23 protein-coding genes are annotated in these 25,816 nt (G+C 43.9%); 11 read left to right on the top strand and 12 right to left on the bottom strand.

Annotation, left to right across the window (positions count from 1 at the left end; all coding sequences use genetic code 11):
• Positions 1-63 precede the first annotated feature (63 nt).
• Entirely contained in the window at positions 64-1,152 is a 1,089-nt protein-coding gene (locus PL85_RS15400; RefSeq protein ID WP_115339919.1) for a hypothetical protein, read from the bottom strand.
• A 452-nt stretch (positions 1,153-1,604) separates the two neighbouring features.
• On the opposite strand from PL85_RS15400, the gene PL85_RS15395 reads away from it, so the two are divergent.
• Positions 1,605-2,510, top strand: a complete 906-nt coding sequence (locus PL85_RS15395; RefSeq protein ID WP_115339918.1) for a LysR family transcriptional regulator — start codon at positions 1,605-1,607, stop codon at positions 2,508-2,510.
• Here PL85_RS15395 and PL85_RS15390 read toward each other — a convergent pair.
• From PL85_RS15390 to budA, 5 genes are all read right to left on the bottom strand, one after another.
• Complete coding sequence (locus PL85_RS15390) at positions 2,500-3,012, bottom strand: hypothetical protein (protein ID WP_088729425.1); 513 nt, start codon at positions 3,010-3,012, stop codon at positions 2,500-2,502. The genes PL85_RS15395 and PL85_RS15390 overlap by 11 nt on opposite strands.
• A 49-nt stretch (positions 3,013-3,061) precedes the next feature.
• Positions 3,062-4,735, bottom strand: a complete 1,674-nt coding sequence (locus tag PL85_RS15385; RefSeq protein WP_115340353.1) for an amidohydrolase — start codon at positions 4,733-4,735, stop codon at positions 3,062-3,064.
• Positions 4,736-5,232: 497 nt separating this feature from the next.
• Positions 5,233-5,991, bottom strand: a complete 759-nt coding sequence (budC, locus tag PL85_RS15380) for a meso-2,3-butanediol dehydrogenase (RefSeq protein WP_096037132.1) — start codon at positions 5,989-5,991, stop codon at positions 5,233-5,235.
• Positions 5,988-7,691 (bottom strand): acetolactate synthase AlsS, encoded by a 1,704-nt coding sequence (gene alsS / locus PL85_RS15375; protein WP_115340324.1) that lies wholly within the window; start codon positions 7,689-7,691, stop codon positions 5,988-5,990. The genes budC and alsS overlap by 4 nt, the downstream gene beginning before the upstream one ends.
• Positions 7,692-7,786: 95 nt before the next feature.
• A complete protein-coding gene (budA, locus tag PL85_RS15370; protein ID WP_069212237.1) occupies positions 7,787-8,584 on the bottom strand; it encodes an acetolactate decarboxylase in 798 nt (265 codons plus the stop codon).
• 85 nt (positions 8,585-8,669) lie between these two features.
• Here budA and PL85_RS15365 point away from each other — a divergent pair, with 85 nt between their 5' ends.
• Positions 8,670-9,554 (top strand): LysR family transcriptional regulator, encoded by an 885-nt coding sequence (locus tag PL85_RS15365; RefSeq protein ID WP_115340323.1) that lies wholly within the window; start codon positions 8,670-8,672, stop codon positions 9,552-9,554.
• 63 nt (positions 9,555-9,617) lie between these two features.
• Here the strand turns inward: PL85_RS15365 and glpQ are convergent, their stop codons facing one another.
• Positions 9,618-10,679 carry a glycerophosphodiester phosphodiesterase gene (gene glpQ, locus PL85_RS15360; RefSeq protein WP_026028651.1) on the bottom strand — a complete coding sequence of 354 codons (1,062 nt, stop codon included), beginning with the start codon at positions 10,677-10,679 and terminating at the stop codon, positions 9,618-9,620.
• Between the two features lie 99 nt (positions 10,680-10,778).
• Positions 10,779-12,155 carry a glycerol-3-phosphate transporter gene (gene glpT / locus PL85_RS15355; RefSeq protein ID WP_115340322.1) on the bottom strand — a complete coding sequence of 459 codons (1,377 nt, stop codon included), beginning with the start codon at positions 12,153-12,155 and terminating at the stop codon, positions 10,779-10,781.
• Between the two features lie 494 nt (positions 12,156-12,649).
• Here glpT and PL85_RS15350 point away from each other — a divergent pair, with 494 nt between their 5' ends.
• Positions 12,650-13,825 (top strand): lytic polysaccharide monooxygenase, encoded by a 1,176-nt coding sequence (locus PL85_RS15350; RefSeq protein WP_234826593.1) that lies wholly within the window; start codon positions 12,650-12,652, stop codon positions 13,823-13,825.
• Between the two features lie 91 nt (positions 13,826-13,916).
• Here the strand turns inward: PL85_RS15350 and PL85_RS15345 are convergent, their stop codons facing one another.
• Complete coding sequence (locus tag PL85_RS15345) at positions 13,917-14,321, bottom strand: cystatin domain-containing protein (protein WP_017045959.1); 405 nt, start codon at positions 14,319-14,321, stop codon at positions 13,917-13,919.
• Between the two features lie 398 nt (positions 14,322-14,719).
• Here PL85_RS15345 and ompW point away from each other — a divergent pair, with 398 nt between their 5' ends.
• The 3 genes from ompW (at position 14,720) to PL85_RS15330 (ending at position 18,384) form a co-directional block, all read left to right on the top strand.
• Entirely contained in the window at positions 14,720-15,364 is a 645-nt protein-coding gene (gene ompW / locus PL85_RS15340; protein ID WP_026028654.1) for an outer membrane protein OmpW, read from the top strand.
• A gap of 348 nt (positions 15,365-15,712) precedes the next feature.
• Positions 15,713-17,548, top strand: a complete 1,836-nt coding sequence (gene empA, locus PL85_RS15335; RefSeq protein ID WP_115340320.1) for a zinc metalloprotease EmpA — start codon at positions 15,713-15,715, stop codon at positions 17,546-17,548.
• Between the two features lie 227 nt (positions 17,549-17,775).
• Positions 17,776-18,384, top strand: coding sequence for a 2OG-Fe(II) oxygenase (locus PL85_RS15330; RefSeq protein ID WP_174223888.1), 609 nt, complete (start codon positions 17,776-17,778; stop codon positions 18,382-18,384).
• Positions 18,385-18,432: 48 nt separating this feature from the next.
• Here the strand turns inward: PL85_RS15330 and PL85_RS15325 are convergent, their stop codons facing one another.
• From PL85_RS15325 to PL85_RS15315, 3 genes are all read right to left on the bottom strand, one after another.
• Positions 18,433-18,678, bottom strand: a complete 246-nt coding sequence (locus tag PL85_RS15325) for a Rho-binding antiterminator (protein ID WP_013868119.1) — start codon at positions 18,676-18,678, stop codon at positions 18,433-18,435.
• A 17-nt stretch (positions 18,679-18,695) separates the two neighbouring features.
• On the bottom strand, positions 18,696-19,217 hold the full coding sequence (gene speG, locus PL85_RS15320; protein ID WP_013868118.1) for a spermidine N1-acetyltransferase: 522 nt from the start codon (positions 19,215-19,217) through the stop codon (positions 18,696-18,698).
• A gap of 90 nt (positions 19,218-19,307) precedes the next feature.
• On the bottom strand, positions 19,308-20,768 hold the full coding sequence (locus PL85_RS15315) for an aminotransferase-like domain-containing protein (protein WP_064626474.1): 1,461 nt from the start codon (positions 20,766-20,768) through the stop codon (positions 19,308-19,310).
• Between the two features lie 97 nt (positions 20,769-20,865).
• On the opposite strand from PL85_RS15315, the gene PL85_RS15310 reads away from it, so the two are divergent.
• The 5 genes from PL85_RS15310 to pstB all read left to right on the top strand — a co-directional run bounded on the left by PL85_RS15310 (position 20,866) and on the right by pstB (position 25,680).
• Complete coding sequence (locus PL85_RS15310; RefSeq protein WP_064626473.1) at positions 20,866-21,768, top strand: DMT family transporter; 903 nt, start codon at positions 20,866-20,868, stop codon at positions 21,766-21,768.
• A 282-nt stretch (positions 21,769-22,050) separates the two neighbouring features.
• On the top strand, positions 22,051-22,872 hold the full coding sequence (locus PL85_RS15305; protein ID WP_026027935.1) for a phosphate ABC transporter substrate-binding protein: 822 nt from the start codon (positions 22,051-22,053) through the stop codon (positions 22,870-22,872).
• Between the two features lie 211 nt (positions 22,873-23,083).
• Positions 23,084-24,016, top strand: coding sequence for a phosphate ABC transporter permease subunit PstC (pstC, locus tag PL85_RS15300; RefSeq protein WP_017045968.1), 933 nt, complete (start codon positions 23,084-23,086; stop codon positions 24,014-24,016).
• Positions 24,017-24,021: 5 nt separating this feature from the next.
• On the top strand, positions 24,022-24,885 hold the full coding sequence (gene pstA, locus PL85_RS15295; RefSeq protein WP_026027681.1) for a phosphate ABC transporter permease PstA: 864 nt from the start codon (positions 24,022-24,024) through the stop codon (positions 24,883-24,885).
• 45 nt (positions 24,886-24,930) lie between these two features.
• Positions 24,931-25,680: a phosphate ABC transporter ATP-binding protein PstB gene (gene pstB, locus PL85_RS15290; RefSeq protein ID WP_013868112.1), complete on the top strand. Its 750-nt coding sequence runs from the start codon at positions 24,931-24,933 to the stop codon at positions 25,678-25,680.
• Positions 25,681-25,816: the final 136 nt, after the last annotated feature.

Here is a 25,816-nt window from a genome sequence, read left to right as displayed (position 1 = left end):
AGCGGAGAAGAGCCCAAAAAGTAATGAACAGCAAAAGAAAAAAGCTGAGCCAATTTGTTCACACTATTCAGTTAGCATGAGCTTTGCTTTAAGAAACGTAAGTTTGATGTCATCAGTTTTGGTGAACTTGAACTTACCGTCAGTAGAAGCGTTAAACCTTTCAAAATAGTATTCAAGTAGCGGATCGTACCTGCCACCGTGAACCCAAGTGTAGAACTTACCAAGTTCATAACGTAACTCTTTATCAAGTTCAGAACTTATTCTCAGCTCACTATCGTTTGCTAGGTCAACGATGTTCATTTCTTGAAGATTCGTCTTAATCTCTTCAATCAGAGGTAGGAGGGATTCTTTATACTTATCAGCCAATGGTACAAGGTCAGCGTCAGTTACTTCCGCTTCAAAAATCATAATCAGGTCGTCAATCTCCCCGTTATAGTAATCGTTATCTAATCGTTTTTCTGACTCAGTACGAAGAACATAGAGTTGTTCTAAAGGATCTGATTTAGTCTCAATTTTTTCTTTTGAAAGTTTGTGTTGATACTCAACAAACAGCGTTTCAATCCTATCAGCAATAACATCAAGATACTCATATCGAATTCTGAGAAATTCCAGCAGCTCATTGATATTGAGGTTTAACGTTAGGTCTTCTTTACCCACATCTCGACTGTACAAATGAACACTCAAATCGCCAGTGTTGAAATGACTTTGAAATGGCCAACTTGCAAAACGCTTTGAGTTTTCTTGATTTAGGTTTACGGGATGAGCACCGAAACACGCCCTGATAGTTTTAAAATAATTATTATCATCTTCATTAGCGAAGAGGCGATCTTTGAAACATTTTTTTTCACCATAAAACGGATCTTTCTTATCAGTTATAAACACTCGATGGAGTTGTTTTATTGACTCGAAAATAAGGTCTATTGAAGAGATCAGAGAGTAGACCTGCATACATCTACTATCTATGTTCTTGTCAAACTCAGGCGCATTTTCTAAGTGGCGAACAGAAACAGAGATCCAATCCATAGCAGAGCAAACGAGGTTAAAAAGATTCTTACCACCTTTATCTTTGTATATTTGATACACAAAGCTAGAGTTTGAGTTAACTAAGTCTCGAAAATCACTGATTTTATCGTCACTAACAACGTTTCTCATTCTCTAATCGCCTTCTAACCAATTGAAAATATTATGAAGAATGGCAAAAATGATAGTGGTAGTTCTTCAATTCTTCAACTTCTTCTTTGATTTGAAGTGATACGCTGGGTTTTGTCACTTAGTTAGATTTAAACGATGAGGATCTCTAGCCAGTTCTATTGGTAGACATTATCCGAAGACAAATAGAAGAACTGAACCTCGAAGTAGCTTTTATCCTAGGACGTGCTGAAGTTGGTCTCCGCAAACTTGTGATCTAGGCCAATACGCCTTTGCCCCTTTCCGTGTTAGTACTGATATTTACTTGTATTCATTTCCCATACCTGAGCTAATCTAATGCTGTGATAATCGGTTGTGATGCAGTTATCTATGTGATCATTTTAAACTAAGCAAGTATAGTGCCTCTTAAAGATTCAAGTTTGATCATCATTACGTCATGGAGAGAGTTTAAGTATATGAACTTACTGCACTTAAAAGCGCTCTTGCTAGCGGTTGAAACAGGCTCAATATCGGCTGCCGCCCGTAAACTCGGAAAAAAACAGCCTCAAGTCAGCCAATGGATCTCTGACTTGGAAATTGATCTCGGAGTGTCTTTTTTTGATAGGACAGGTAATAAAATGTCACTTAGTAAAGATGGTGAGCGATTACTGCCTTATCTATCCCACAGCATGAGCCAATTTACAAAGTTGATGCAAAGTGCTGATGTCATTTCGCAAGGCGAATCTACAGTTGTGAGAATCGGAATTGAAAACTACATTCCAGATTTAGCCTTCGCAGCCCCTCTCACTTTAACACTAGAATTGTCCCACTTGTGCATCGAAGTTTATCGAGAAGAAAGGCACCAACTGATGCAGGATCTTACGGAAGGCGATGCCGATATTATTATTGTCCATGAGTCCGATACGCTCCACCATCAGAATTTTGAATATTGCCGTTTAGGCCATTACAAAGAGGTATTAGCCTGCAGCTCAGAGCATCCTCTTGGTAAATTGCCAACAGTAGCAAGTAGTGACTTAAGTCAATATCGCGAGCTAATTTGGGGCGAAACAGATAGTGGTGAGAAATTCAACAATCAAAACGATGATAGTTTTAGTCCTAGTTATAGTCTTTTTTCGGACATTCAGTTACTTATCGCGGTATTACAACGCAACACAGGCTTTGCCTTTTTACCCGCTGAAAGTGTTGAATCCTATATTAAAAACGGTCAATTAATAGCCCTCATCAGCGATTTTGAACCCACAGGTATCGACCGAAGAATTGAATTGTGTTGGCGTAACGGTTTAACGTTATCTCGATACGGTAATCAAATTGTAGAGGCATTCAAAACCAGTCACCAATTGCAAAGCAAGCCTACTGCTTAGAATGACAATCATCTGGTTTCGTATACTCTTGAACTTGAGGCTCAGAGCCAGATGAGACTTCTGTTTCGTCCAGAGAGCTACACTCTCGTTCAAGCCTCGAAGCGGCAATTGAAGTATCCCACCAATCATAGATATATAGAGACACATAAATCGGGAGAACAGCCCATAGCAATGGGTCGTCCCATACTGCTGAGGTAATTCCAATTGCGGCAATGGCTAAAATGATTATCTCAGAAATACCAATAAATAATAACAACTTGGTTAAATGAGCAAGTGAACGCTGCAGTACGTTAGAGAGTAGAGTTTTCTGATAGGTCGCTTCAAATACACCAATGATACCAGCGGCCATTAAAAGCCCGATGGCCGTCAATATCGCGCTTTGGTTTCCCTGCTCCATCTGCCGCATGCTATCAAATGTACAACGAAACAAAAATGGTACGATAAATAGCAGAAGTGCAAACTGTCTTACGGCGACTTCAATATAAAAGCGCTTTTTCTGCACTGTTAACCCCCCTTAAAAATAGTACAGGGCGAACCCTGTACCTAGTTATCTATTCTTCGGCGTCGAATACGATATCACCTTGCAAGACAGTCATTAAGATTTCAGTATCTGCTATGTCGTCGGGAGACAAGCGGGTAATATCTCTATCTAAGATAGCAAAATCTGCTGATTTCCCTACCTCAACAGAGCCTGTAATATCTTGTATCCCTAAGCTAACCGCAGCGTTGATGGTGTATGCATCAATAGCAGCCTCAACATTGGGTAGCCCTGTATTCCCCATTCTTATACTGTTAGCTATGCCTACGAGCGGATTTAACTCATGGACATTCCAGTCACTACTGAGTGTAAGATTAGCCCCTGTATCAAAGATAGCTTTCAGGTTCATCAAAGAGTGTGCTCTCTTTGCTCCTAGGAAGAGTTTAGCCCATGAATGGTCATGCTCAACAACGTATTCAGAGCCTACTTGAAAGTCAGCTGTAACATTCAATTTAGTGAACCGACCTACATCTTCTGGATCGACAAGTTCAACGTGGGTGAGTGTGTACGGCTTAGTTGAGCCATTATTACGTGCATGTTCAACTGCATTAAGTGATTCGCGAACCGCTCCATCACCAATAGCATGAATATGCGCGCTGTAACCAACCTTATCCAGAGCATCTAACCAAGTTTTCATTTGGCTGGGTGGAATATAATTAATTCCGTAAGGTTCGTCTGGAATGTAAGTATCTAAATATGGTGCCAGCGTTTTTGCTGTACCGTTTATTGTAATACCATCGCTATACATTTTTACTTGATCAACTAATAGCAAACTCGATGTATCACTTGATTGGATTTTCTTTAGAAAAGCTAGTTGCGGTTCCATAGAATCAGCAGGATAAATCCAAGGGCGCAACGACACTCGTGCGGTCAGATTACCGTCTTTTTCTGCCTGTTTCCACACTTCATACCATCCGCGTTTCCAATAGAGTCGACCATCACCAATAGTCGTAATGCCGTATGATGCTGACTCTTCTAGGCCAACCATCAATACATCATAACTTTGATCAAATTGACCTTCTAAGCTGTTCCATGCCATTTCCATAACGATATCTCCAGCATTATCAAATAAGATACCGTTAAGTTCACCACTAACTGGATCTTTGAGAATCTTTCCTCCTTGAGGCTCAGGTGAATCTTTAGTAATACCAGCAAGTTCCAGTGCAGCAGAATTTACCCACATAGAGTGTGAGGTCTGCTCCATGAATACGACAGGCCGATCAGGAAAAATTCCATCTATAACCTCAAGAGGTGTTTGAATATTATCTTCATTTAGAATGGCATCTAACGAAAAACCATACCCCATCAGCCACCCTTTGGACTTACTATTTCGACTGCAAGCTTTTAGATAAGGTATTTGGGCTTCAAGTGATGCATCCATACTGAGTTCACAGTTACCTCCAGCTTCAGAGGCTGCTTCAAAAACATGGTTGTGGTTATCAATAAAACCTGGCATTACATATCCATGTTCGAGATCGATGACTTCAGTGTTTTCACTACGATATTTCTTGGTATCCGACATTTTGCCAACGAACAAAATATTTCCATCATGAACTGCAATTGCATCGGCATTTTCATGACCGTGGATTTTTGCGTTTGTTAAGATCATATCGGCTTTTTCAACAGCCGATGCATTCGAACTCATGATTAAACTCGCTATTAGTGTTAAAGGGGAGGTTCGGTTCATCATTTATACTCCTTGCGTACCCCACATTTATCCTCAATGCAGGGAGTGCTTTGATTTCGTCGGATAGAGATTAAAGAATAGTAAGAAAAAAGAAAAATAGTGAGTATAAGAATACAGGGATAGGTTAGATACTTAGTCTCAACTCAACTAACTTGGTGATGGATGAACAATTAAAGGATAATTTTTCTAATCAGAGCCTTATGTGGTAAATCTTTTTACCTAACGCTCTTTTGTCCAATTATATGCTCTAGAGTGGAAGCTGATACCGTTCTGTTCCTCCCCCTTTAAGGGGGAGGTTAGGAGGGGGTGCTGCCAGCAACCAAGAAACACTCCACCCTAACCCTCCCCAATTAGTTTCGTGTTTGTTGGAGTTGTACTAATTGTGGAAAAGGAGGCCTTTTAGTGCTGAAAGGTTTATGGGGCTTGTTTTGAATTATGCGGTTTTAAAATGTCAGCCAGCACGGAAAATGGTTTAGGTACTGGCTGAATTTTCGTGGTTAAACGATTTTAGGTTGGCCGTCGGAAGCGGTAGCGCCACCATCGACGGGTAAATTGACACCATTGATAAACGATGCATCGTCGCTGGCTAAAAAGGCCACTGCGGCGGCAATTTCGCTCGGTTCTGCGGCGCGTCCTAGTGCGATGCGCTCGTTAAATTTATCTCTAATCTCTTGCGACCAACCATTGGTCATATTGGTTTTAACTAAGCTTGGGCACACGGCGTTAATTCGCACGCCAGCGGCACCGTGGTCTAACGCCATGGCGCGAGTGAGGTTGACTACCGCGCCTTTACTGGCGCAGTAAAATGCTGCACCCCAGTCGCCACCTAAGCCAGAGACTGAAGCGGTGTTGACTATGGTCCCCTGCGTTTTTAGCAGTTCAGGTAAGGCAAATTTAGAGCAATACACGACGCCATCAATATTCACCGCTGATATTTTCTTCCAATCTTCAACGCTGCTTTCTAAGACGGAGCCGGGGATGTGGATGCCCGCATTGTTGACTAAAATGTCGAGTTTACCGAAGCGTGATACGGCGCTATCGATCATGGCTTTTACTTTTTTAGGATCGGAGACGTCAATCACTTGCGCCGCGACGCGTGTTGAGTCAAAAGCTTCGATGGCGGTGGCGAGCTGCTCTTCATTCCAGTCGGCCAGTACTACATTGGCCCCTTCATCATATAAACGCTGTGCTATCGCAAAGCCGATGCCGTTTGCGGCACCCGTGACTAAAGCGACTTTATGGGTTAAACCATTCATATTGTTTCTCCTTCGATATGCTCAAAAATTGGATCTCGATTTTCTTGTGTTCTGGGTAGCATCAACTTGTAGTTGTCGCTGTAATCAACGGGGATAGCGATGACAGCAGGTCCTTGAGTTTCCATGGCTTGATGCAGCATAGGCATCAGTTGATGACGTTCGGTCACGGCAAAGCCTTGCGCGCCAAATGATTCGGCATACGCTTTAAAGTCTATCGGGCCAAATTTTATTCCGGACGGGCGTTGATACTTTTTCATCTCTTGTATCTCGACCATGTTGTAGGCGTTATCGACCCAGATGATATGTACAATGTTGCATTTTAGGCGGACGGCCGTTTCTAACTCCATGCTTGATTGCATGAAGCCGCCATCACCAGAAACAGAGACCACTTTGGTGCTGGGTTTAAGTAGGTTTGCACCAATCGCCCAAGGTAGGGCAACGCCCATGGTTTGCTGACCATTTGAAATCAGCATTTGACGGGCGCGAAAACAGCTTAAATAGCGCGCAATCCAGATATGGAAGCTGCCCATATCCAGACACAAGGTGGTGTCTGGGGTAATAATGGATTGCATCGCTTTGATTAAGGTTAATGGATGAAACCCATGCTGAGATTGACGAGTAGGATAGGATTTTATTATCTGCCGCTGTTGTGCCACTTCCTCTAAAATCGATAAGGCTTTGGGAGAGAGGCGTGCGAAATTGGTGACACAATCGATCATATCATCCAGTGATTGAACGATATTGCCGACAATTTCCACACAAGGTTGGTAATTGAGCTGATACTCTGCTGGTTCAATGTCTAAGTGGATGATTGGGGACTGTTTTGCGTTCCAAAGCTCTGGGTCGTACTCGATGGGGTTAAAACCAATAGTGACAATCAGGTCAGCATCTTGCAGCAATACATCTCCGGGCTGATTGTTAAATAAACCTACGCGGCCAGCGAAATGGTGATAATAGTTAATATCAACTGCCCCAGCGGCTTGATAGGTTCCGACTACAGGCAGTTGAGTGGTGCGCAAAAAACGGCTGATGGCTTGAGCATTTTCAGCGCGACTGGCGTGTAAGCCAAGTAATACGACGCAGCGCTGTGACCGCTCGATTCGGGTAATGGCTTCTTCGATCGCTTCTGGGCTGGCTTGGCTTGAATGAACATTACGTGATGGAACAATAATATCGGTGAGAGTGTGGTCGGATAACACATCTTGGGGAATGCTAACGAAACACGCCCCCGGCCGGCCTGATTCTGCTGTGCGAAAGGCATTGGCCATCACTTCGCTGGCGGCATCAACATGTTGAATTTCTGCACTGGATTTTGTGATAGAGCGGAAAATACTGACGGTATCCATACTCTGGTGCGTTTGCTTTTGTTGATCTGCTCGTTTGACCGCGCCGCCGATAGCGACCAGCGGGTCACCTTCTGAATTGGCAGTGGCAACCCCTGAAACCAAGTTGCCACAGCCCGGGCCTGAGGTCACCATGGTGACTCCAGCTTTGCCGGTTAAACGGCCGATGACGCCGGCCATAAAGGCCGCATTGGCTTCGTGACGCACTGGGATCATTTGAATATTGGTGTCTTCAATGGCGTCAAATAACCGATCAATTTTGGCCCCCGGAATGCCAAAAATATAGCGGACACCCAAAGATTCCAGCTGTTGAGCGATTAATTGAGCGCCATTTCTAGTGGTAGGTTTTGTATTCATTTTTATACCCTTATTGTTGACTGACGTTGACACTTCTTCACGAAGTGGTGGTGCTATCTGGCGGCTTTTTCCAATTCTTTTTCTCCTGTTCAGCGCTATTTTTCCGCTTTTTCAATCGCGGTTCGGATGTCATTGGGAGCTAGGTTGGCTTTAAGGAAATCTAGCGAAGTTGGGGTATCAATCACTAGGCGCGATACTTTGCCAATTTGCAAAAAGCCCGACGAAATAGAGTAGTCCTGTATGTGGCCGCCGCCTTTTCTATCTTCGGTAATGAAATGTTCGTGATACCCCGGAACGTTAATACCTGTGGTGTACTGCGGGCTTCTAAAACCGGCGATAACGCCTTGTTTGAAGGTGAAATTAAATGTGGGCTGCTCTTTTACAACATCCAACATTGGGCGAAATGGGCGAGTTTGACGCGGCACGGTACGCGTTCTGACAAACTGATATAAACCGTCAATGCGTACTGCGCAGAAAATATTGTCACTGGGTACTAGCTCATCAATCAGATGATGAACGTCAGCACGAGACATTTTAGAGGTGATAGGAACTTCGACATCAGGAGTGAAAAAAGTCATGACGGCGAAGGGGGTTTGCTGCGCTAAGTGTGCGGGGTTAGCCGAACCATCGGCTTTTAATTGGAAAACCTCTTTATCAAACGCGATCAGTTCACCGTCTAATTGATTGAATGTGCCCAAGCCAAAATCGCCATGTTGCAGCAGTTGTTCAACCGTTGTTGCGCCTTCATAAACGCCAGCAATCAACGCACTCATCAACGAAGTTTGGTAAATCTCTCCATCCCCCGTTACATGATGATATTCAGCAAACTCTTTCGCTACATCGAGAGAACAAGCACAAAGCGGAGTGTAGAATCCACGCATGAGAATAACCATTTATGCAATAAAGTGTATATTTAGATTGACTTCTCCACGTGGCTAAATCCAATATAAATAAGATTTATTTCTATATGGAAAAGATATGGAGTTTCGCTATCTCAAGTATTTTGTGGCGGTGGCACAAACTCGCCATTTCACACGAGCGGCTGAAGTGTTAGGTATTGCTCAACCACCGTTGAGCCAGCAGATAAAGAAATTGGAGCATGAGCTCGATACGCTGTTATTCAAGCGTTTACCACGTGGGGTAGAGCTGACCGAGGCTGGGCAAATTTTTTATGTCGATGCGGTCACCATCTTAAATGATGTGGATCGAGCGAAGGCGAAAGTAAAACAGCTGGCGCGTGGAGAAAAAAATGAAGTGCGGATGGGCTTTGCGACTTCGGTTGCGATGAATACCCAAATATTATCCCGAGTGCGGGAGATAAGGGACAGTTTTTCAAACGTGAATCTCACCGCGGTTGAGCAAGCGATGCCAGAGTTGGTTGAGCAGTTGAAAGCTAAGCAGTTGGATATAGCATTGGTGCGTTTACCTTGTTATGCCAGTGAGTCTTTAAAGCGGGTGGTTTTATTTGAAGAGCCTTTTGTCGCGGTGATCCCTTTAGGGCATCCCTTGGCTGAAAAAGATCGCCTTACTTTAGTTCAGTTAAAAAATGAGCACGTTTTGTTGTTTCCTCGTGAAACGGGGCCAGCATTGCATGATGGTATGAAAGCGCTGTTTGACGATGTGGGCATCCGTGTCGATCAACGTTTTTCGGCTCCGCAGTTGAGGTCGATGGTTGCAATGGCTCAGGCGGGATTTGGCGTAGCTGTTGTGCCCCAATCACTGGCTGAACATATCGATGATTCTGCCGTGATCATTTCTATCGAGGAGATGCCTTTTAACAGCCAAATTGCGGTGCTTTGGGAAGCCAGTAACTTAAATAAGCATGTGCTTAAGGTGGTGAAGGCATTAAGTCACCAAAAATAACACCCCCAGCATGATGATACTGGGGATGAAGCGTACCAAAGTGGTAAGGTTAATCACGCTTACTTAGCGAGTTGAATGCAAAAACTCCACTGCTTTATCGGGATAGTCAGTAAATAAACCATCTACTTTTACCGTGTTGTAGAACACATCGAGCATCCCATCAAAGCTGTCGGCATAAGGTGCAATGCGATCGGGTTCTGCTCGGAAGGTATAAGGGTGAACGACTAATCCGGCGGTTTTAGCGGCTTTCATCAATGGCTTGATGATGATGTTTTCTTTGGTTGAAGCGTCGTCAACCAACATAGGTTTCCACGGGCCAATTCCATCGGCGTAGGTGGCGACTTGCTTCATGCCGTTTGCTTCGAACATCCAATCATAGCTGTATGGCTGTGCTTGGTCGCCATCATAGATCATTGTCTCATTCCAATCGGTGTAGGCCATCAATTGAACCAGCTTGAGGTCCATGTTCATTGCTGGAAGCAGTTCATCATTAATGCGTTTTAGCTCGATAGGATCAAAACATTGCAAGTAAACGTTTGACTCTTGACTGTCGTAACCATATTCCTTCAACATTTTCAGTACCGCTTTACTGATGTCTTTCCCTTCATGGCGGTGGAACCAAGGCGCTTTGATTTCTGGATAAATACCAATATCGTAACCGAGCGTTTTGTTCAGCCCTTGGATTAGCTCGATCTCTTCCGCTAAGGTTGGGACGGTGAAGTCTGATTTCCAAAGAGGGAAACGGTTGGGGAAACCAGCGGTTTTATTGCCTTTGTCATCGATATTAAAACCTTCAGTTACGCGCAGGCTTTTGATCTCTGCCAGCGTAAAATCGATGGCGTAATAGCGGCCATCACCACGTGCGCGGTCAGGGAAACGCTCGGCAACGTCAGTGACGCGGTCAAGATAGTGATCGTGCAGAACCACCAATTGGTCATCCTTGGTCATCACGACATCTTGTTCAATAAAATCAGGCTTCATGCCGTAAGCAAGCGCTTTGGCTTCAAGGGTATGTTCAGGCAGATAACCGGAAGCGCCGCGATGCGCTATCACCAATGGTTCTGCTTGAACCCACGCCGAGCTGGCTAAAGTAGCCATGGAAAGTGCGAGTAGTGTCAGTTTCATATTGTTATCCTTAAAAATTCCCCCTGACGTTGCAGGGGGAGAGTTTTGATTCAAAGTGAACAGTGCGTAACGTAAATTCAACACATTTAGGTGTCAGATTTATGATGGCGTTGACGCTTTTTCTTCCGCAATTCTGTCTTTTTCTTTATGGTGAGCACGCTCGCCAATGTAGGCATACAGCAGACAAAGGATAGAAATACCGCACGAAGCGACTAGGATCATAAAGCCGCCATCCCAACCAAAGTGGTCAACGGTGTAACCCAATACTGCATTTGCCGCTACTGCGCCGCCGAGATAACCAAACAAACCTGTTAAACCTGCTGCGGTACCTGCTGCTTTTTTCGGAGCCAGTTCCAGTGCGTATAAACCAATCAACATTACTGGGCCATAAATTAAGAAACCAATCGCAACAAGAGCCGCCATGTCGATACCTGGGTTACCAGCAGGGTTAAACCAGTAAATGAGTACCGCAAAAGTAACAAGAACCATGAATAAGATGCCCGCAGGTGCACGACGGCCTTTGAATACTTTGTCGGATATCCAACCACACAATAGCGTTCCCGGAATACCTGCCCACTCATACAAGAAGTACGCCCAAGAAGATTTATCAACGGTGAACTCTTTGGCTTCTTTCAAATAAACAGGAGCCCAGTCCAATACGCCATAACGAATGAGATATACAAAAGCGTTGGCAATAGCGATAGACCACAACAATTTGTTAGAGAAAACGTACTTAAAGAAGATTTCCTTCGCGGTCATCTCATTCTCATGAGATTTATCGTAGTCGTCTGGGTAGTCATCTTTATACTCTTCAATCGGTGGTAAACCACAAGATTGCGGCGTATCGCGCAGTGTCATCCAAATGAAAATGGCAACTAAGGTCGCAAAAAAGGCAGGAACGTAAAATGCGGCGCGCCAATCATCGTTAAATGCCCAAAGACCAAACAAGAAAAGGGGACCAATTAAGCCACCGCCGACGTTGTGGGCTACGTTCCATACAGAAACAATTTCCCCACGTTCTTTACGTGACCACCAGTGAACCATGGTACGGCCACACGCAGGCCAGCCCATACCTTGGAACCAACCGTTTAAGAACAGCAAAATAAACATCGCAGTAATGCTGCCTGTTGCCCACGGCATAAAACCGAAACAGAACATCACTAACGCAGACATTAAAAGGCCTGCACTTAAGAAGTAGCGTGGGTTAGAGCGGTCAGAAACACTCCCCATTAAGAATTTAGATAAGCCATAAGCAATCGATACGGCGGCAAGAGCTACCCCGAGATCACCGCGGCTAAAACCTTGGTCAATCAAATAAGGCATCGCCAAACTAAAGTTCTTACGAACAAGGTAGTAGCCTGCGTAGCCGAAGAAAATACTGATGAATAACTGCCAGCGCAAGCGGCTATAAGTGCTATCGAGCCGCTCAGTAGCGAGCCTCTCGATATGCGCTTGGGGTTTAAAGATACCAAACATAGTTGACCTCATTAATGTAGTGCGATGGTTCTAAAGCTCGAACGATAAAAAATGTTTCATTCGAAAGAGAACGGCATTGTCGTGTGCAACTGAATGTATTTCTGTGACAAATGTTACAAGGGAATTAATTTGTGCATAAAAACAAATGATTAGTTTTCATTTTTTCATGGTTAGTGCCATTAAATTGAGATGTAATCGTTTTCACTTTTGTTCGCGAGATGTTTGTTTTTGGTTGTTTTGTCGTCAATTAAATCGCAGATAAGGAAAGTTGGCAAAAATTGTTAAACCATGAAGTCACTCGAAACTCACTGTGAGTTCAATGATTCATATCCTTTTTGATTGGAAAGAGAGTGGCAAAATAAGCAAATAGTCCAGTATTCCTACCCAGATTTGACACTGTCTATTGATAATTCTTGCTAGCTTTGATTGGCAATTCATGTGTTACAGAGTGTCGTTCTGTGGCATTGATGCTAATAATACAGAAAGGAAGAATGATGAATAATTTTAATAAAGTCAGTGTATTGGGTTTGCTTTCATTGAGCGGATTGCTTTCTGCTCATGTACAAGCTCATGGTTGGGTTGAATTTCCGAGCGCGCGGCAAAATACCTGTTACCTAGATGGTGGTTTCTGGAGTAATACGATCCCTAATGCAGCATGCCAAGCGGCTTTTGATCAGTCTGGAGCTTATCCTTTTGTACAACGCAATGAAGTGGCGGCCAATGTGGCAAATTATCGTGACATGGCTCATGTTCAAGCTGTTGTTCGCGACGGCTTGTTGTGCTCCGCAGGTAGCAACGCGAAAGCAGGGTTAGATGTTACTTCACCTCATTGGCAAAAAACGGCCGTGAATTTAGACGCTAATCAACAAATCGAATTAGTCTTTAATGCTACCGCGCCACATAACCCCTCTTATTGGGAGTTTTATCTCTCTAAACCGACTTATACTGGTGAGGCCCCATTAACTTGGGATGATCTAGATCTTATTGATACCAAAGGTAATATCACCGTGGGGACGGATAAAAAATATCGCATCAAGATTACCCTACCCGCCGATAGAAGTGGTGATGCTGTGCTTTATACTCGCTGGCAACGTATTGATGCCGCGGGCGAAGGTTTTTATAACTGCAGTGATATTAGTTTTAGCGGTGGTGGATCAAACCCAACGGATCCGACAGACCCATCAGAACCTGCGCAGAATCTCAGCGATCTTGGTGGTTATCTTTCACAAGGTTTTGGTCCTGTTGAATCTGGCGATACGGTTCGTTTGCGTACCTTCGATGCCAATGGCAATGAAACGACCGATATCAGCTTAGCGATTTCAGCCAATAATACAGCAACGTGGCCAGCGGAAATGGCAGGTCAGTTTAACCAAGTAAAAAAAGGGGAGTGGTTTATTGGGATTTGGCACCAAGAAATGAATCACTATATGTACGATAGCCAGAATGTGTATGCTAACCGTGTATTTGCTCCAAACGCGACTTACAGTTATCAGCTTTCTTTGCTAAAAGAGGAAACGCCACAGCCACCTGTCCCAGATAATGCTTGGAATACGACTAAAATTTATACGTCCGGTGATGTCGTTATGCACAAGCAGCAAACTTGGGCCGCGCAGTGGTGGACAAAAAATGAAGAGCCCGGAACTACGGGTGAATGGGGTGTATGGCGATAGTATTAAATAGCTATAGTATCGAGTAGTAAAAAGAGGCCATGGCCTCTTTTTACTCTCTAACTCTGGTTTAATAATGGCTTATGAGATGAGGTTATTCACACAATTTGCCTTGTTTTGCTGGTTGGGTTAACGAGTAATCACCTTCTAAACTGCGATAGATTATCGCATTCCAAATGCTGCCATCATCCATTTCAAACTCAATGGCATAATTCACCCCGTTAACCACTTGTGAACGGACATCGATAATGTCTTTTAATTGTGCATTGCTCTCCATTTGTGCTAAAGCGCTCTTCAACGCTTCTTTAGCTTCGTCGGTAATTTCTGTCGCTTGCCAACCTCCCGGCATCAACTCGCTTGCACAGATGGGCGACGGTACGGCATCTGTTTCCGCCACCACGGCGGTGGGCTCTAGAGCCTTAGCACTTTCTGTTTGCGTTTGTTGATCACACCCCGCTAACGCGAGCAAACCAAATAGAGGTAAAAGAAATCGTTTCATTGAGTTGTCCTTTGTTTTTAGAAAAGCAGAAAGGGTTAATCTGAGGAGTTCATATTAACAATTGTGGTGTGAGGAGTCCGTCAAGCTCTGTTAGGTGCGTGATAAATTATGATGATATTTTCTGACAATAAAACGCTATTACTATTTCTTACCAATATTGTCAGTTTTTAACCATAAATAACAAAGCCATTTCAACGTTAGGCTAGGTGTGATGCACATAAAAAACGCATTACATGACTGTGTGTTTTTATGCCTAGAAAAGTGATCAAGGTTGCAGAGTTGTAAGCTGATCGGCGATAAATTTTACAAATTGATTTCCATCAAAAAAGTGTGGTTTTTATGTGCTACTGTGCGCGCAAATAAAAACTATTATCCCGCCCTACAAAAAGGAAATCACAATGAAAAAAACACTTTGCGGCCTTGCCGTGCTTTCTGCTCTTGTTTCTACGAATGTTTTTGCCCACAAAGAAGGTGACTTTATTGTGCGTGCCGGTCTTGCCGCTGTGGTGCCCAATGATAGCAGCGATGGTATTTTAGGCTCAAATGAAGAGCTTGCTGTGGACTCAAACGTTCAGCTTGGCTTAACAATAGGCTATATGATCACCGACAATATTAGCTTTGAAGTGTTAGCGGCTACACCTTTTAGTCATACTATTTCAACCAATCTTTTGAACTTAGGTGACATTGCTGAAACAAAACATCTACCGCCAACTTTTATGTTGCAATACTACTTTGGTGAAGCGTCATCGAAATTCCGTCCTTATGTTGGAGCGGGCATTAACTACACCATGTTCTTCGATGAAGGTTTTAACAGTACGGGAAGTGGTGCAACCTTAACGGATCTCAAACTCAAAGATTCTTGGGGTTTAGCGGCCAATGCTGGTTTTGATTATATGCTCAACGAACAGTGGTTTTTGAATGCGTCAGTTTGGTATGCCGATATTGAAACTGAAGCGACTTATAAGTATCAAGGTGTCGAGCAGAGAACTGATGTGACCATTGATCCTTGGGTATTTATGATAGGCGCTGGTTATAAGTTTTAGTGGTAGCAAGGTGATTAATAGAAGGCAGCGAGCACTGCCTTTTTCAATTTCAAGCAAAAATTATATTGATAATTATGTGTACTATTAAATGTACACATAATTATCATTTATTTTTATCTTGTTGATATTAAAGTTAATTATTATAAAAACTCTTCGAGTTATTTTGGCTATTGTCTTTTTTGTGACCATTTTATTTGACGCTCGTTTTGCACTATTTTTCCGTGCTACTGGCAAGACTATCTTTCTTGAACCACTGTCAATGAGCGAACCATTCGCAGTCACGTCGCTGGTGGTTGATTGGATGTAAGTCGTCAGCGGATGCTAATAATAACTCTCTAGGATTGAGAAATGAAAAAAGTACAACGTCAAATGAAGTGGCTATTCCTCGCAGCCTCTATCAGCGCAGCACTACCAGTATCAGCCGCGAAAATGGTGCAGGTTGATGATCCAAGTCTACTCGAACAAGCTTTATCCATGCAGGCTCGCAGTATTGTGCCAACACAAAATGGCTTTCAGGTGGTAAAAAGCGTCACTCTACCTAATGGTAAAGTCAAAGTCCGTTACCAGCAGATGTATCATGGTTTACCGGTCTTTAATACGTCAGTCGTAGCAACGCAAACTGAGAAAGGTATCGGCCAAGTTTACGGCATGATGGCGCAGCAAATTGATGCCGATATGACGAGTATTTCACCGCAAGTTGAACAAAAGAAAGCGATGAATATTGCATTGGCTCATTATCAACAGCAGAATCCATCACTGCTTGCAGACGACCTTACAATAGAGAATGAACACGCTAAATTGATGGTGCGCTTGGATGAAAACCAAACAGCTCAAATGGTTTACTTAGTCGACTTCTTTGTTGCAACCAATGAGCCTGCACGGCCATTTTTCTTTATTGATGCGAACTCTGGTGAAGTATTACAAACTTGGGAAGGGTTAAACCATGCAGAGGCGACGGGTACTGGACCTGGTGGAAATCAGAAGACAGGTTTTTATCAGTACGGAACAGATTTCCCAGGGTTAGTGATAAATAAAGTAGGCAACACCTGCAGCATGATGAATAGCGCTGTAAAAACCGTGGATATGAAGCATGCGACATCGGGTGGTTCAACGTTCAGCTATTCATGTACCGACGCGAGTAATTACAACGATTACAAAGCGATTAATGGCGCTTATTCACCGCTTAATGACGCACACTACTTTGGCAAAGTGGTGTTCGATATGTACAAAGACTGGATGAACACCACTCCATTAACCTTCCAGCTAACTATGCGTGTGCATTATGATAGCAACTATGAAAACGCCTTCTGGAACGGATCGTCCATGACCTTTGGTGATGGCCAAAATACATTTTATCCATTAGTGGATATCAACGTCAGTGCGCATGAAGTAAGCCATGGTTTTACCGAGCAGAACTCAGGACTTGTTTACCAAAATATGTCTGGTGGTATCAATGAAGCGTTCTCTGATATTGCTGGGGAAGCAGCTGAATTTTATATGAAAGGCAGCGTTGACTGGGTGGTCGGGAGCGACATTTTCAAATCTTCCGGTGGCTTACGTTATTTTGATCAACCGTCAAAAGATGGCCGTTCTATCGATCACGCTTCTCAATACTACAATGGATTAAATGTTCACTATTCAAGTGGTGTGTTTAATCGCGCGTATTATTTGCTAGCCAACAAAGCCAATTGGTCGGTTCGTAAAGGTTTTGAAGTGTTCACCGTCGCTAACCAGTTATATTGGACAGCAAACAGTACCTTTGACCAAGGTGGATGTGGCGTCGCAAAAGCGGCACAAGACTTAGGTTATAACAAAGCGGATGTGGTTGATGCCTTTAACCAAGTGGGCGTAAATGCTAGCTGTGGCGTAGTGCCTCCAACGGAGAATGTACTAGAAAAAGGTAAACCAGTAATAGGGTTACAAGGTACGCGAAGCTCCGAAGCCTTCTATACCTTTACGGTCGCAAGCTCAACCAGCGCTAAAGTTTCGATCAGTTTGGGCTCAGGTGATGCTGATTTGTATGTCAAAGCCGGCAGCAAACCAACCACTTCTTCGTGGGATTGTCGCCCTTACAAATCGGGCAACAATGAACAGTGCACAATTTCTGCAACACCAGGAACCACCTACCATGTGATGCTCAAAGGCTATAGTAACTACAGTGGTGTAACGTTAAGACTGGATTAATTATCTTTATTGATTAAATTTAAAGGGGCACGAGTCAGTGCCCCTTTGTTATGTAGGAGTGTATTCAACGATAGGTTGTTCAACAACCACGGTGTTTGTTTCTAGTCTTTTCTTGCCAGCTTCTCCACCTCCACAAATTCGCCTTGTCTTAAGCATCGAAACACCGATTTGTTGTTATGGCTTGCTATCGATATAACCACAGCACTTTTGTTATATGTAGTGTGAAAATGTCGTTAGATAAATTGATGGACGCAATTGCCGATCAAGGTTGGTACATATGGGATGACTTTTTAACACCAGAGCAAACCAAAAACCTACGAGCGTGTACGCCACCGCAGTTACAAGTGGCGCGAATTGGCAGGCACGATGCCTTGCAATTAGAGGTTGAAATACGCAACGATAAAATCCAGTGGATTGAAAACAGCATGGGCCTGCCTGTGCAAGACTATTTGCAACGTATGGAGCAAATTCGCGAAGAGGTTAACCGCCACTTTTTTCTTGGGCTATTTGAATATGAAGCTCATTTTGCCAAATATGAAATAGGAGCATTCTACCAAAAACACCTCGACGCCTTTACAGGCAACGCCAGCCGAAAACTGACGACGGTATTTTATATGAATGATCGGTGGTGTGGTGCTGATGCAGGTGAGTTGGTTATTTACGATGTTGAAGATCAGTATCTCGCGACGGTTGCGCCGATAGCGGGGCGTTTACTGGTCTTTTTATCCGAACGTTTTCCGCATGAAGTACAACCTACCAATGCTGAGCGTTTCAGCATCGCTGGGTGGTTTCGCATTAATGGCGTGACGGGCAACAAGCTCGATATTGCCAGTTAACGCAAAGCTAATAAGTAAGCGTGGCTTTTGTGCTGCCACGCTCTTTTATCAGTCAAATTTGATCAGGGTAAAATGAGGATGTGAGCTTAATGCCTCCATCATCAATAAGGCATTGGTTTCAATTAAGTGTTCACTTTGTTCATTTTTCAACACAATGCACTCTTGTTGGTGTTCATTGCGCAGAGTGTCCATCGCGGTGCCTGAATAGGTAATACCATTTTTTAAAGTGAGCTTGACGGGCAAATGAAACAAACACGCGAGCTCAATGTAATCATATTGACTGCAAGTGACCATTATTCACTCCTATGACGTTACGCGGGCTTATTAAGATACGCGTTTTGCAAAATGTACATGCGCTTTACATCACGATATTGGCCATTAATAAAGAATTCTTCAACTAAGTGCCCTTCCTCAACAAAGCCGGCTTTTTGGTATAAATGGATGGCTTTTTCGTTTTCCGTCGACACATGCAGGTAGATTTTGTGTAGGTTCAAAATGGTGAAAGAGTAGTCTAAGGCTTTGTTGATCAAGGTTTGTGCAAACCCTTTTCCTTGGTGCTCTGGCGTGATGATGATCTGAAACTCGCCACTGCGGTGAATGTAATCAATTTCAATTAATTCAACGAGACCGATCAGTTCCTTATCTCGGTTCTCAACCACAAACCGACGCTCGGCGTTATCGTGAATGTGCTTGTTGTACAGCTCTTCCAGTTCATCAAAAGATTCATAAGGCTCTTCAAACCAGTAAGACATAATGTTGCGGTTGTTATTGAGATCATGGATAAAGCGTAAGTCACCGCGCTCTAACGCTCTTAATGATAATTGATTATTCATAGCAAACCTTCATTGAACTAAGGCATTCATCTTATGCCGACTTTGTTGCAATACAAGTGGTTAGTCAGCAATTTTTTAAAATGCGTATGCTTACGTCTTGTGATCTGATGCCACGAGATGAATCAGTTCGGTCAGTTTGTTGATGCTTTCCTGCCATGCCATGTTGTCTTCAAAGTTCGCTACACTGAAACGAATACAGTGTTGGAATTGCCCCTGTGTTGCAAAAAGATGCCCCGGCAGGAGGCTGATTTTGTTTTGCAGGCCACGTTGATAAAGCTCAAAACTATCGATGAATGGCGGAAGTGTCAGCCAGCATAAAAATGAACCTTCAGGCCGGCTTAATTGAAACTGCCCTTGCAGCGACGGGTAGTGATTGAGCGAGGTGGTGAGCAATTTGGCAAAGCGCTGCTGGTTCAGTTGGTAAGTGCGGCGCATTTTGGCTAGATGTTGACGGTACTTACCACTTTCGAGAAATTCCGCTACGGCTGATTGGATTAAATTCAAGCTGCCCATATTCTCGCTGAGCAATATCTTTTCTATTTGTGCTTGATACTTTCCCGCGATGATCCAACCGATCCTCAGCCGTGAATCCAAGGTTTTGGAGAGCGAATTGATGTAAATAACGCGGCCTTTGCCATCCAACATCTTCAAACAAGGTATCGGCTTTTGAAAATACAGGCCACCAAACACATCATCTTCAATAATTGGTGTATCACCACTGACAGCCAAAAGCTGTTTACGTTTTTCCAGAGGCATTTGTGAACCGGTTGGGTTGTTAAAATTAGGCGTGACGAGAATCGCCTTAATCGGCCATTGAGATAGCGCTTGTTCGAGGGCGCTGATGTCGATGCCTTCGACACTATGGCTGGGGATCTCCACCACTTTTAAGCCTAATGATTCAAGCAACAGCAGCGTGCCAAAATAACAAGGTGACTCAACGGCCACAATGTCTTCGCGCTTGGTTAATGCACGAAATGCGAGGCTAATGGCCTGCTGACCGCCATGCGTAATGGCGATTTCTTGTGCTTTGATTTGTAGGCCCAAATCTTGCGATATTTTTAGCAGTTGTTTGACTAAATGGCTATTACCTGGCGGTAGCTGATAGTGGCTAGGAATGTGCGTTTGCTGGCGGCTGTGGCGGCCAATTTCTGCATACAAACTACGAATCGCGGCGCTTTGCGTATTAGGATGCGCTGAACCTGCGGGCATGTGATGTTTCACTGTGGGTTGAACCAAAATTGATTTAGATAAAGAGAGCAGGTCAATGCTATTGGGTTGTGGCAGCGAAATCTCCAAAGGGGTTACAGCACCTTGGACTCGATAGCCTGAACGAGGCTGAGAGTAGATGACATTCATCGCTTCTAACTCTTGATAAGCACGAATAACGGTATTTTTGCTGACAGACAGTTGTTCGCATAGCTGGCGAATAGAAGGCATTTTATCGTGTGCGTGGAATAAACCATCGTCGATGGTCTGCTTAAGATGACGTTTTACCTCAGTATATTTAGGTTCAGTATATTTAGGATCCGTGTTTTTAAGCTTACTTTTCATTCTGTACCCACTAAATTATTCAAATCTGTGCCTTTTGCGCATAACTGTACCCAAATAAAGTAGCAGCATAGAATCGATTGTGGCTAGGAATTTTGTGATGTTTGTAAGAATGATCCCGTTCTTGTTTGTCGTGCTATGGGCATCTGGTTTCGTTGGCGCAAGGTTTGGCTTAATGTATGCGGAACCTGCCACGCTGCTCACGCTGCGCATGGTGGCGAACGTGGTGCTTTTTATTGGTTTGTTGTTATTGCTCAAAAGGCGGATTCCGCGTGGTCGCCATTTGTGGCATTCCTGTATAACGGGTGTGTTGATCCATGGTTGCTATTTGGGCGGAACCTACCAAGCGATTTCTTGGGGAATGCCAGCAGGTTTAAGTGCTCTGCTGGTGGGGACACAACCCATTTTGACTGCGCTGCTGCTGGTTTTTATGAGTACAGAGCGCTTTAATCTGGCGCAGTGGTTAGGGTTAGCTCTTGGGTTTTCTGGGATAAGTCTTGTCTTGATGGGTAACATTGAGTGGCAATCGGAAGTGCACAAATGGCCTGCCATTAGTTTGTGTTTGTTATCTCTGCTCGGCATCACGCTCGGCACCTTATATCAGAAAAAATTTTGCCAAGGTGTGGATATGATTGGCAGCGCTACCGTGCAATATGTGGCTGCGTTATGCCTATTTTTACCTTGGGCTTGGAGCTTTGAAACCATGCAAGTGCAATGGACACCGACCTTTATCATGACACTGGTATGGCTGGTTGTGGTGCTGTCATGTGTCTCTATTTTATTGCTGTTGTATATGGTTGAACACGGTGTGGCCTCAAGTGTGGCTTCAGTGTTTTATCTTGTACCGCCAACCACCGCCATTCAAGCATGGCTTGCTTTTGATGAATCATTGGATGGGTTTGGTGTTGCGGGCTTCTGCCTTGCCGTTACGGCTGTTTATCTGGTGGTGAAAAAGCCGAATCTGCTGAGAAAATTGGCGAAACCGGTATTTGAGCGTTCATAAAATTCACCCCTATAAATCGAACTTAGAATGGGGTGCTCTGCTGGTGGTTGGGTAATCAATGGATAATTTCTGACTCGCGGTGGCACCTAATGACTTTGCCAATTTTTTCAGATTGATCTTAAGCGATGCACTCAAAAATGCGCTGCCCTTCCTCTGTTTTCCTAAAATATTTTACTGTGTCATCTAGTTTTAAACTAAGTGAAACACAACTGTCATATTTGCGTCCTAAAGTGAGTTTCGTTCAATACACAACGGCAATAAAGCCTCTTAAGGATATTTGTGATGAAAAAGACAGTAATCGGTGCAATCGCTCTTTTAGGTGCATTGGCAGTTAACCCAGTTTTTGCAAAAGAAACCATTTCTGCTGTTGGCTCTAGCAGCGTAACGCCATTGATGGAAGTTTTCTCTGAAACATATATGAAGAAAAACGCGGACGTGTTTATTGAGGTTCAAGGCCCAGGTTCTTCTGCCGGTATTAAAGCCGCTAAGAACGGCAGTGCGGATATTGGTATGTCTTCACGTGGCCTAAAAAGCTCAGAAAAAGAAGCATCATTAGTTGAAGAAAAGATCGCGCTTGATGGTATAGCGGTGGTTGTGCATCCAAGCAATAAAGTAAAAGGGTTGAGTGCTGAACAAGTCTCTGCTGTTTACCGAGGCGAGATCACGAATTGGAAAGATGTCGGTGGTGAAGACAAACCTATCGTTGCAATTACTCGCGATACCGCATCAGGGACTCGTGGTGCATTCGAAGAGATTATGAAACTGACAAAAAAAATCTCAGACAAGACGGTATCTGCTATCTCTCAACGAGCTCAAGTAGCTAACGGTAACGGCAGTTTGAAAACTATGGTTGCGTCTAACCCTTATTCCATCGGTTACATCTCTCTTGGCACCGTTGATAACACGGTTCATGCCTTAGCGGTAGACGGTACTGATGCATCGGTAGATAACGTGAAAAATGGTTCATACAAAGTGGCTCGTCCTTTCCTTGTACTGTACAAAAAAGGCCAACCATCCGCTCAAACGCAACAGTTCCTTGATTGGATGCTAACGCCTGAAGCTCAAAAACTCGTTGCAGAACATCACTATATCGCAGTGAACTAATAGACTCTCCCATTCGACTTGAAGGTGCAGCGACGTTGTTTCGTTCAGCCCAAACACATGCTTTATCCATGTGGATGGGAATTCACTGACTTGCTGTTTAGCCGCCACTTCAAGTTGTTTGGGGAAATAACTTTAAAAGTTTGCTTAGCCCATCGTTGGGGCTGAGCCTTTTCTATCCACGTCGATTCCATCGAATAGTGAGATTGATACTATGACCATCGCAACAAATAGTGAAAAGCTTATGAACAACGTTTCTACGCAAGCTTCCAAACGTGCACTTCGTGCTAAAAAGCGTGTGGACTGGAAAGAGCGCATTTTCCACGGGTTGTTTCTTACCAGTGCCATTATTGGCATTGTGTCTCTTGCCATCATTGCCTACTTCATTTTCCGCGAAAGTATTCCCGCATTTCAAGAAGTGGGTATCTCGGGTATCGTCCTTGGACAAGATTGGTTGCCGCCAGCTCTGTATGGTGTGGCAACTATGATTGTCGCTTCTGTGGTTTCAACGTTTGGTGCGGTTATCGTTGGTGTGCCTGTGGGCGTACTCACCGCTATCTTTATTGCCGAAGTCGCACCAAAACGTGTCGCGAATATCATTCGCCCAGCCGTTGAATTGCTCGCTGGTATTCCTTCCGTGGTCTATGGTTTCTTTGGTCTTGTGATTATTGTTCCTTTGATTCAGGACATTTTCCAAGTTCCTGCGGGCAATACCATTCTCGCGGGCATTATTGTGCTTGGTGTCATGATCTTACCGACGGTGATTACCGTGTCCGAGACTTCTATTCGCGCAGTCCCTCATGCGTACAAAGAAGGTTCTTTGGCATTAGGTGCATCCAGTATTTTTACCATCTTCAAATTGCTGGTACCGGCAGCTCGTTCCGGAATTATGACCGGCGTCATCTTAGGAATTGGGCGCGCGCTCGGTGAAACCATGGCCATTATTATGGTGATGGGCAACGCGCCAGCGATGCCTGAAGGTATTTTAGACTCAGCACGCACGCTGACAGCCAATATTGCGATTGAAATGTCTTACGCAAGTGGTGTTCATGCCAGTGCGCTTTATGCAACAGGCGTTGTGCTATTGGCATTCATCATGATCTTGAATGCCACATTGCTCTATTTAAACCGTGAGAGAGCGAGGTAATAGTGATGGATACAGTAAAACTAAAACGTGCCCGCCAGCTAAAAGATAACGTATTGAAAATATCTATTTGGATTGCGGCCGCTGTAACAGTCGGCTTCCTATTTTGGATTATCTGGTACATCCTTTCTAACGGGCTACAACACGTAGATTGGAATTTCGTTACTGACGATTACACCCGTACTGGCAATGAACACGGGATCTTCCCGATGATCATATCGACGATTTATATGGTGATCGCTTCTATTTCGGTGGCCGCCCCGTTGGGTATTATGACGGCGATTTATCTTACCGAATACGCCAAAATCGGTAGCCGCTTGGTGAAAGTGATCCGCTTTTGTACCGAATCTTTGGCGGGGATCCCCTCCATTATCTTTGGTCTATTTGGCATGACCTTCTTTGTGGTGATTCTAGGCTTAGGCTTCTCTATTTTGTCGGGTGCGCTAACGCTCAGCATTTTGATTTTGCCTGTGATCATTCGGACCACAGAAGAAGCGTTGATGGCCGTTCCTCAAACTTATCGCGAAGGTTCTTATGGTCTTGGAGCCTCAAAAATATACACCATTTGGCGTCTGATTTTGCCAAGTGCAATGCCCGGCATCCTCACGTCAATTATTTTGAGTATTGGTCGTGTTATTGGTGAATCGGCTCCTGTGTTTTTAACCGCAGGAATGGTGGCACGTATTCCTGATTCATTGCTCGATTCAGGCCGCACCCTAACCGTTCACCTTTACAAGCTCACAACAGAGCTGTTCACGGTTGAAGAGTGGAATCAAGCCTACGGCACAGCAACCGTGCTGATTGTGGTTGTGCTACTGATCAACATGGTGACGAAGCTAATCGCAAGACGATTTAATACCGCTTCTTATTAAGCAGAGCGTTGGGCGCGATTTACAGAATTTTGAGAGATAACAAGAATGAACAAATTTAATATTGAAAACCTAGACCTTTTTTATGGCGATAACCAAGCGCTAAAATCAATCAACCTGCCTATTCCAACTCGTCAAGTGACAGCGCTGATTGGCCCTTCTGGCTGTGGAAAATCGACTTTATTACGCTGTTTGAACCGAATGAATGACCTCATTGAAGGCGTGACTATCACCGGTAAATTGGCGATGGATGGGCAAGATATTTACGGCAATATTGATGTTGCAGATCTGCGTATCAAAGTGGGAATGGTGTTCCAAAAGCCAAATCCGTTCCCAATGAGTATTTATGAAAACGTGGCGTATGGGTTACGCGCACAAGGGATTAAAGATAAAAAGCACATCGATGAAGTGGTTGAGCGCTCATTGCGCGGCGCGGCGTTGTGGAATGAAGTAAAAGATCGCTTGAAGTCGCATGCGTTTGGTCTCTCTGGTGGTCAACAACAGCGTTTGTGCATCGCACGTACGATAGCGATGGAGCCGGATGTGATTTTGATGGATGAACCAACGTCCGCCCTTGACCCGATTGCAACACACAAAATTGAAGAATTGATGGAAGAGCTGAAAAAGAATTACACCATCGTTATTGTCACGCACTCAATGCAGCAAGCGCGTCGTATTTCTGATCGCACGGCGTTTTTCTTAATGGGGGAATTGGTTGAACACAATGATACACAAGTGATTTTCAACAATCCTAAAGATGATAGAACCATGGGATATGTCAATGGCGATTTCGGCTAATCACTTATTGCAGCGACTAACCTGAAATAATAGCGGACTCATTATAACTATAAAGCGATGGTAACTTTGCCCCTCATACAGAGGGGCTTTTTTGTAGAAACTTCATGGCATACATATTCGGCTCTTCTCCGCTTTA

Source organism: Vibrio anguillarum (genome assembly GCF_001989995.2).
GTDB classification, from domain to species: Bacteria; Pseudomonadota; Gammaproteobacteria; order Enterobacterales; family Vibrionaceae; genus Vibrio; species Vibrio anguillarum.
This window is presented reverse-complemented; position numbering and strand designations above follow the sequence as displayed.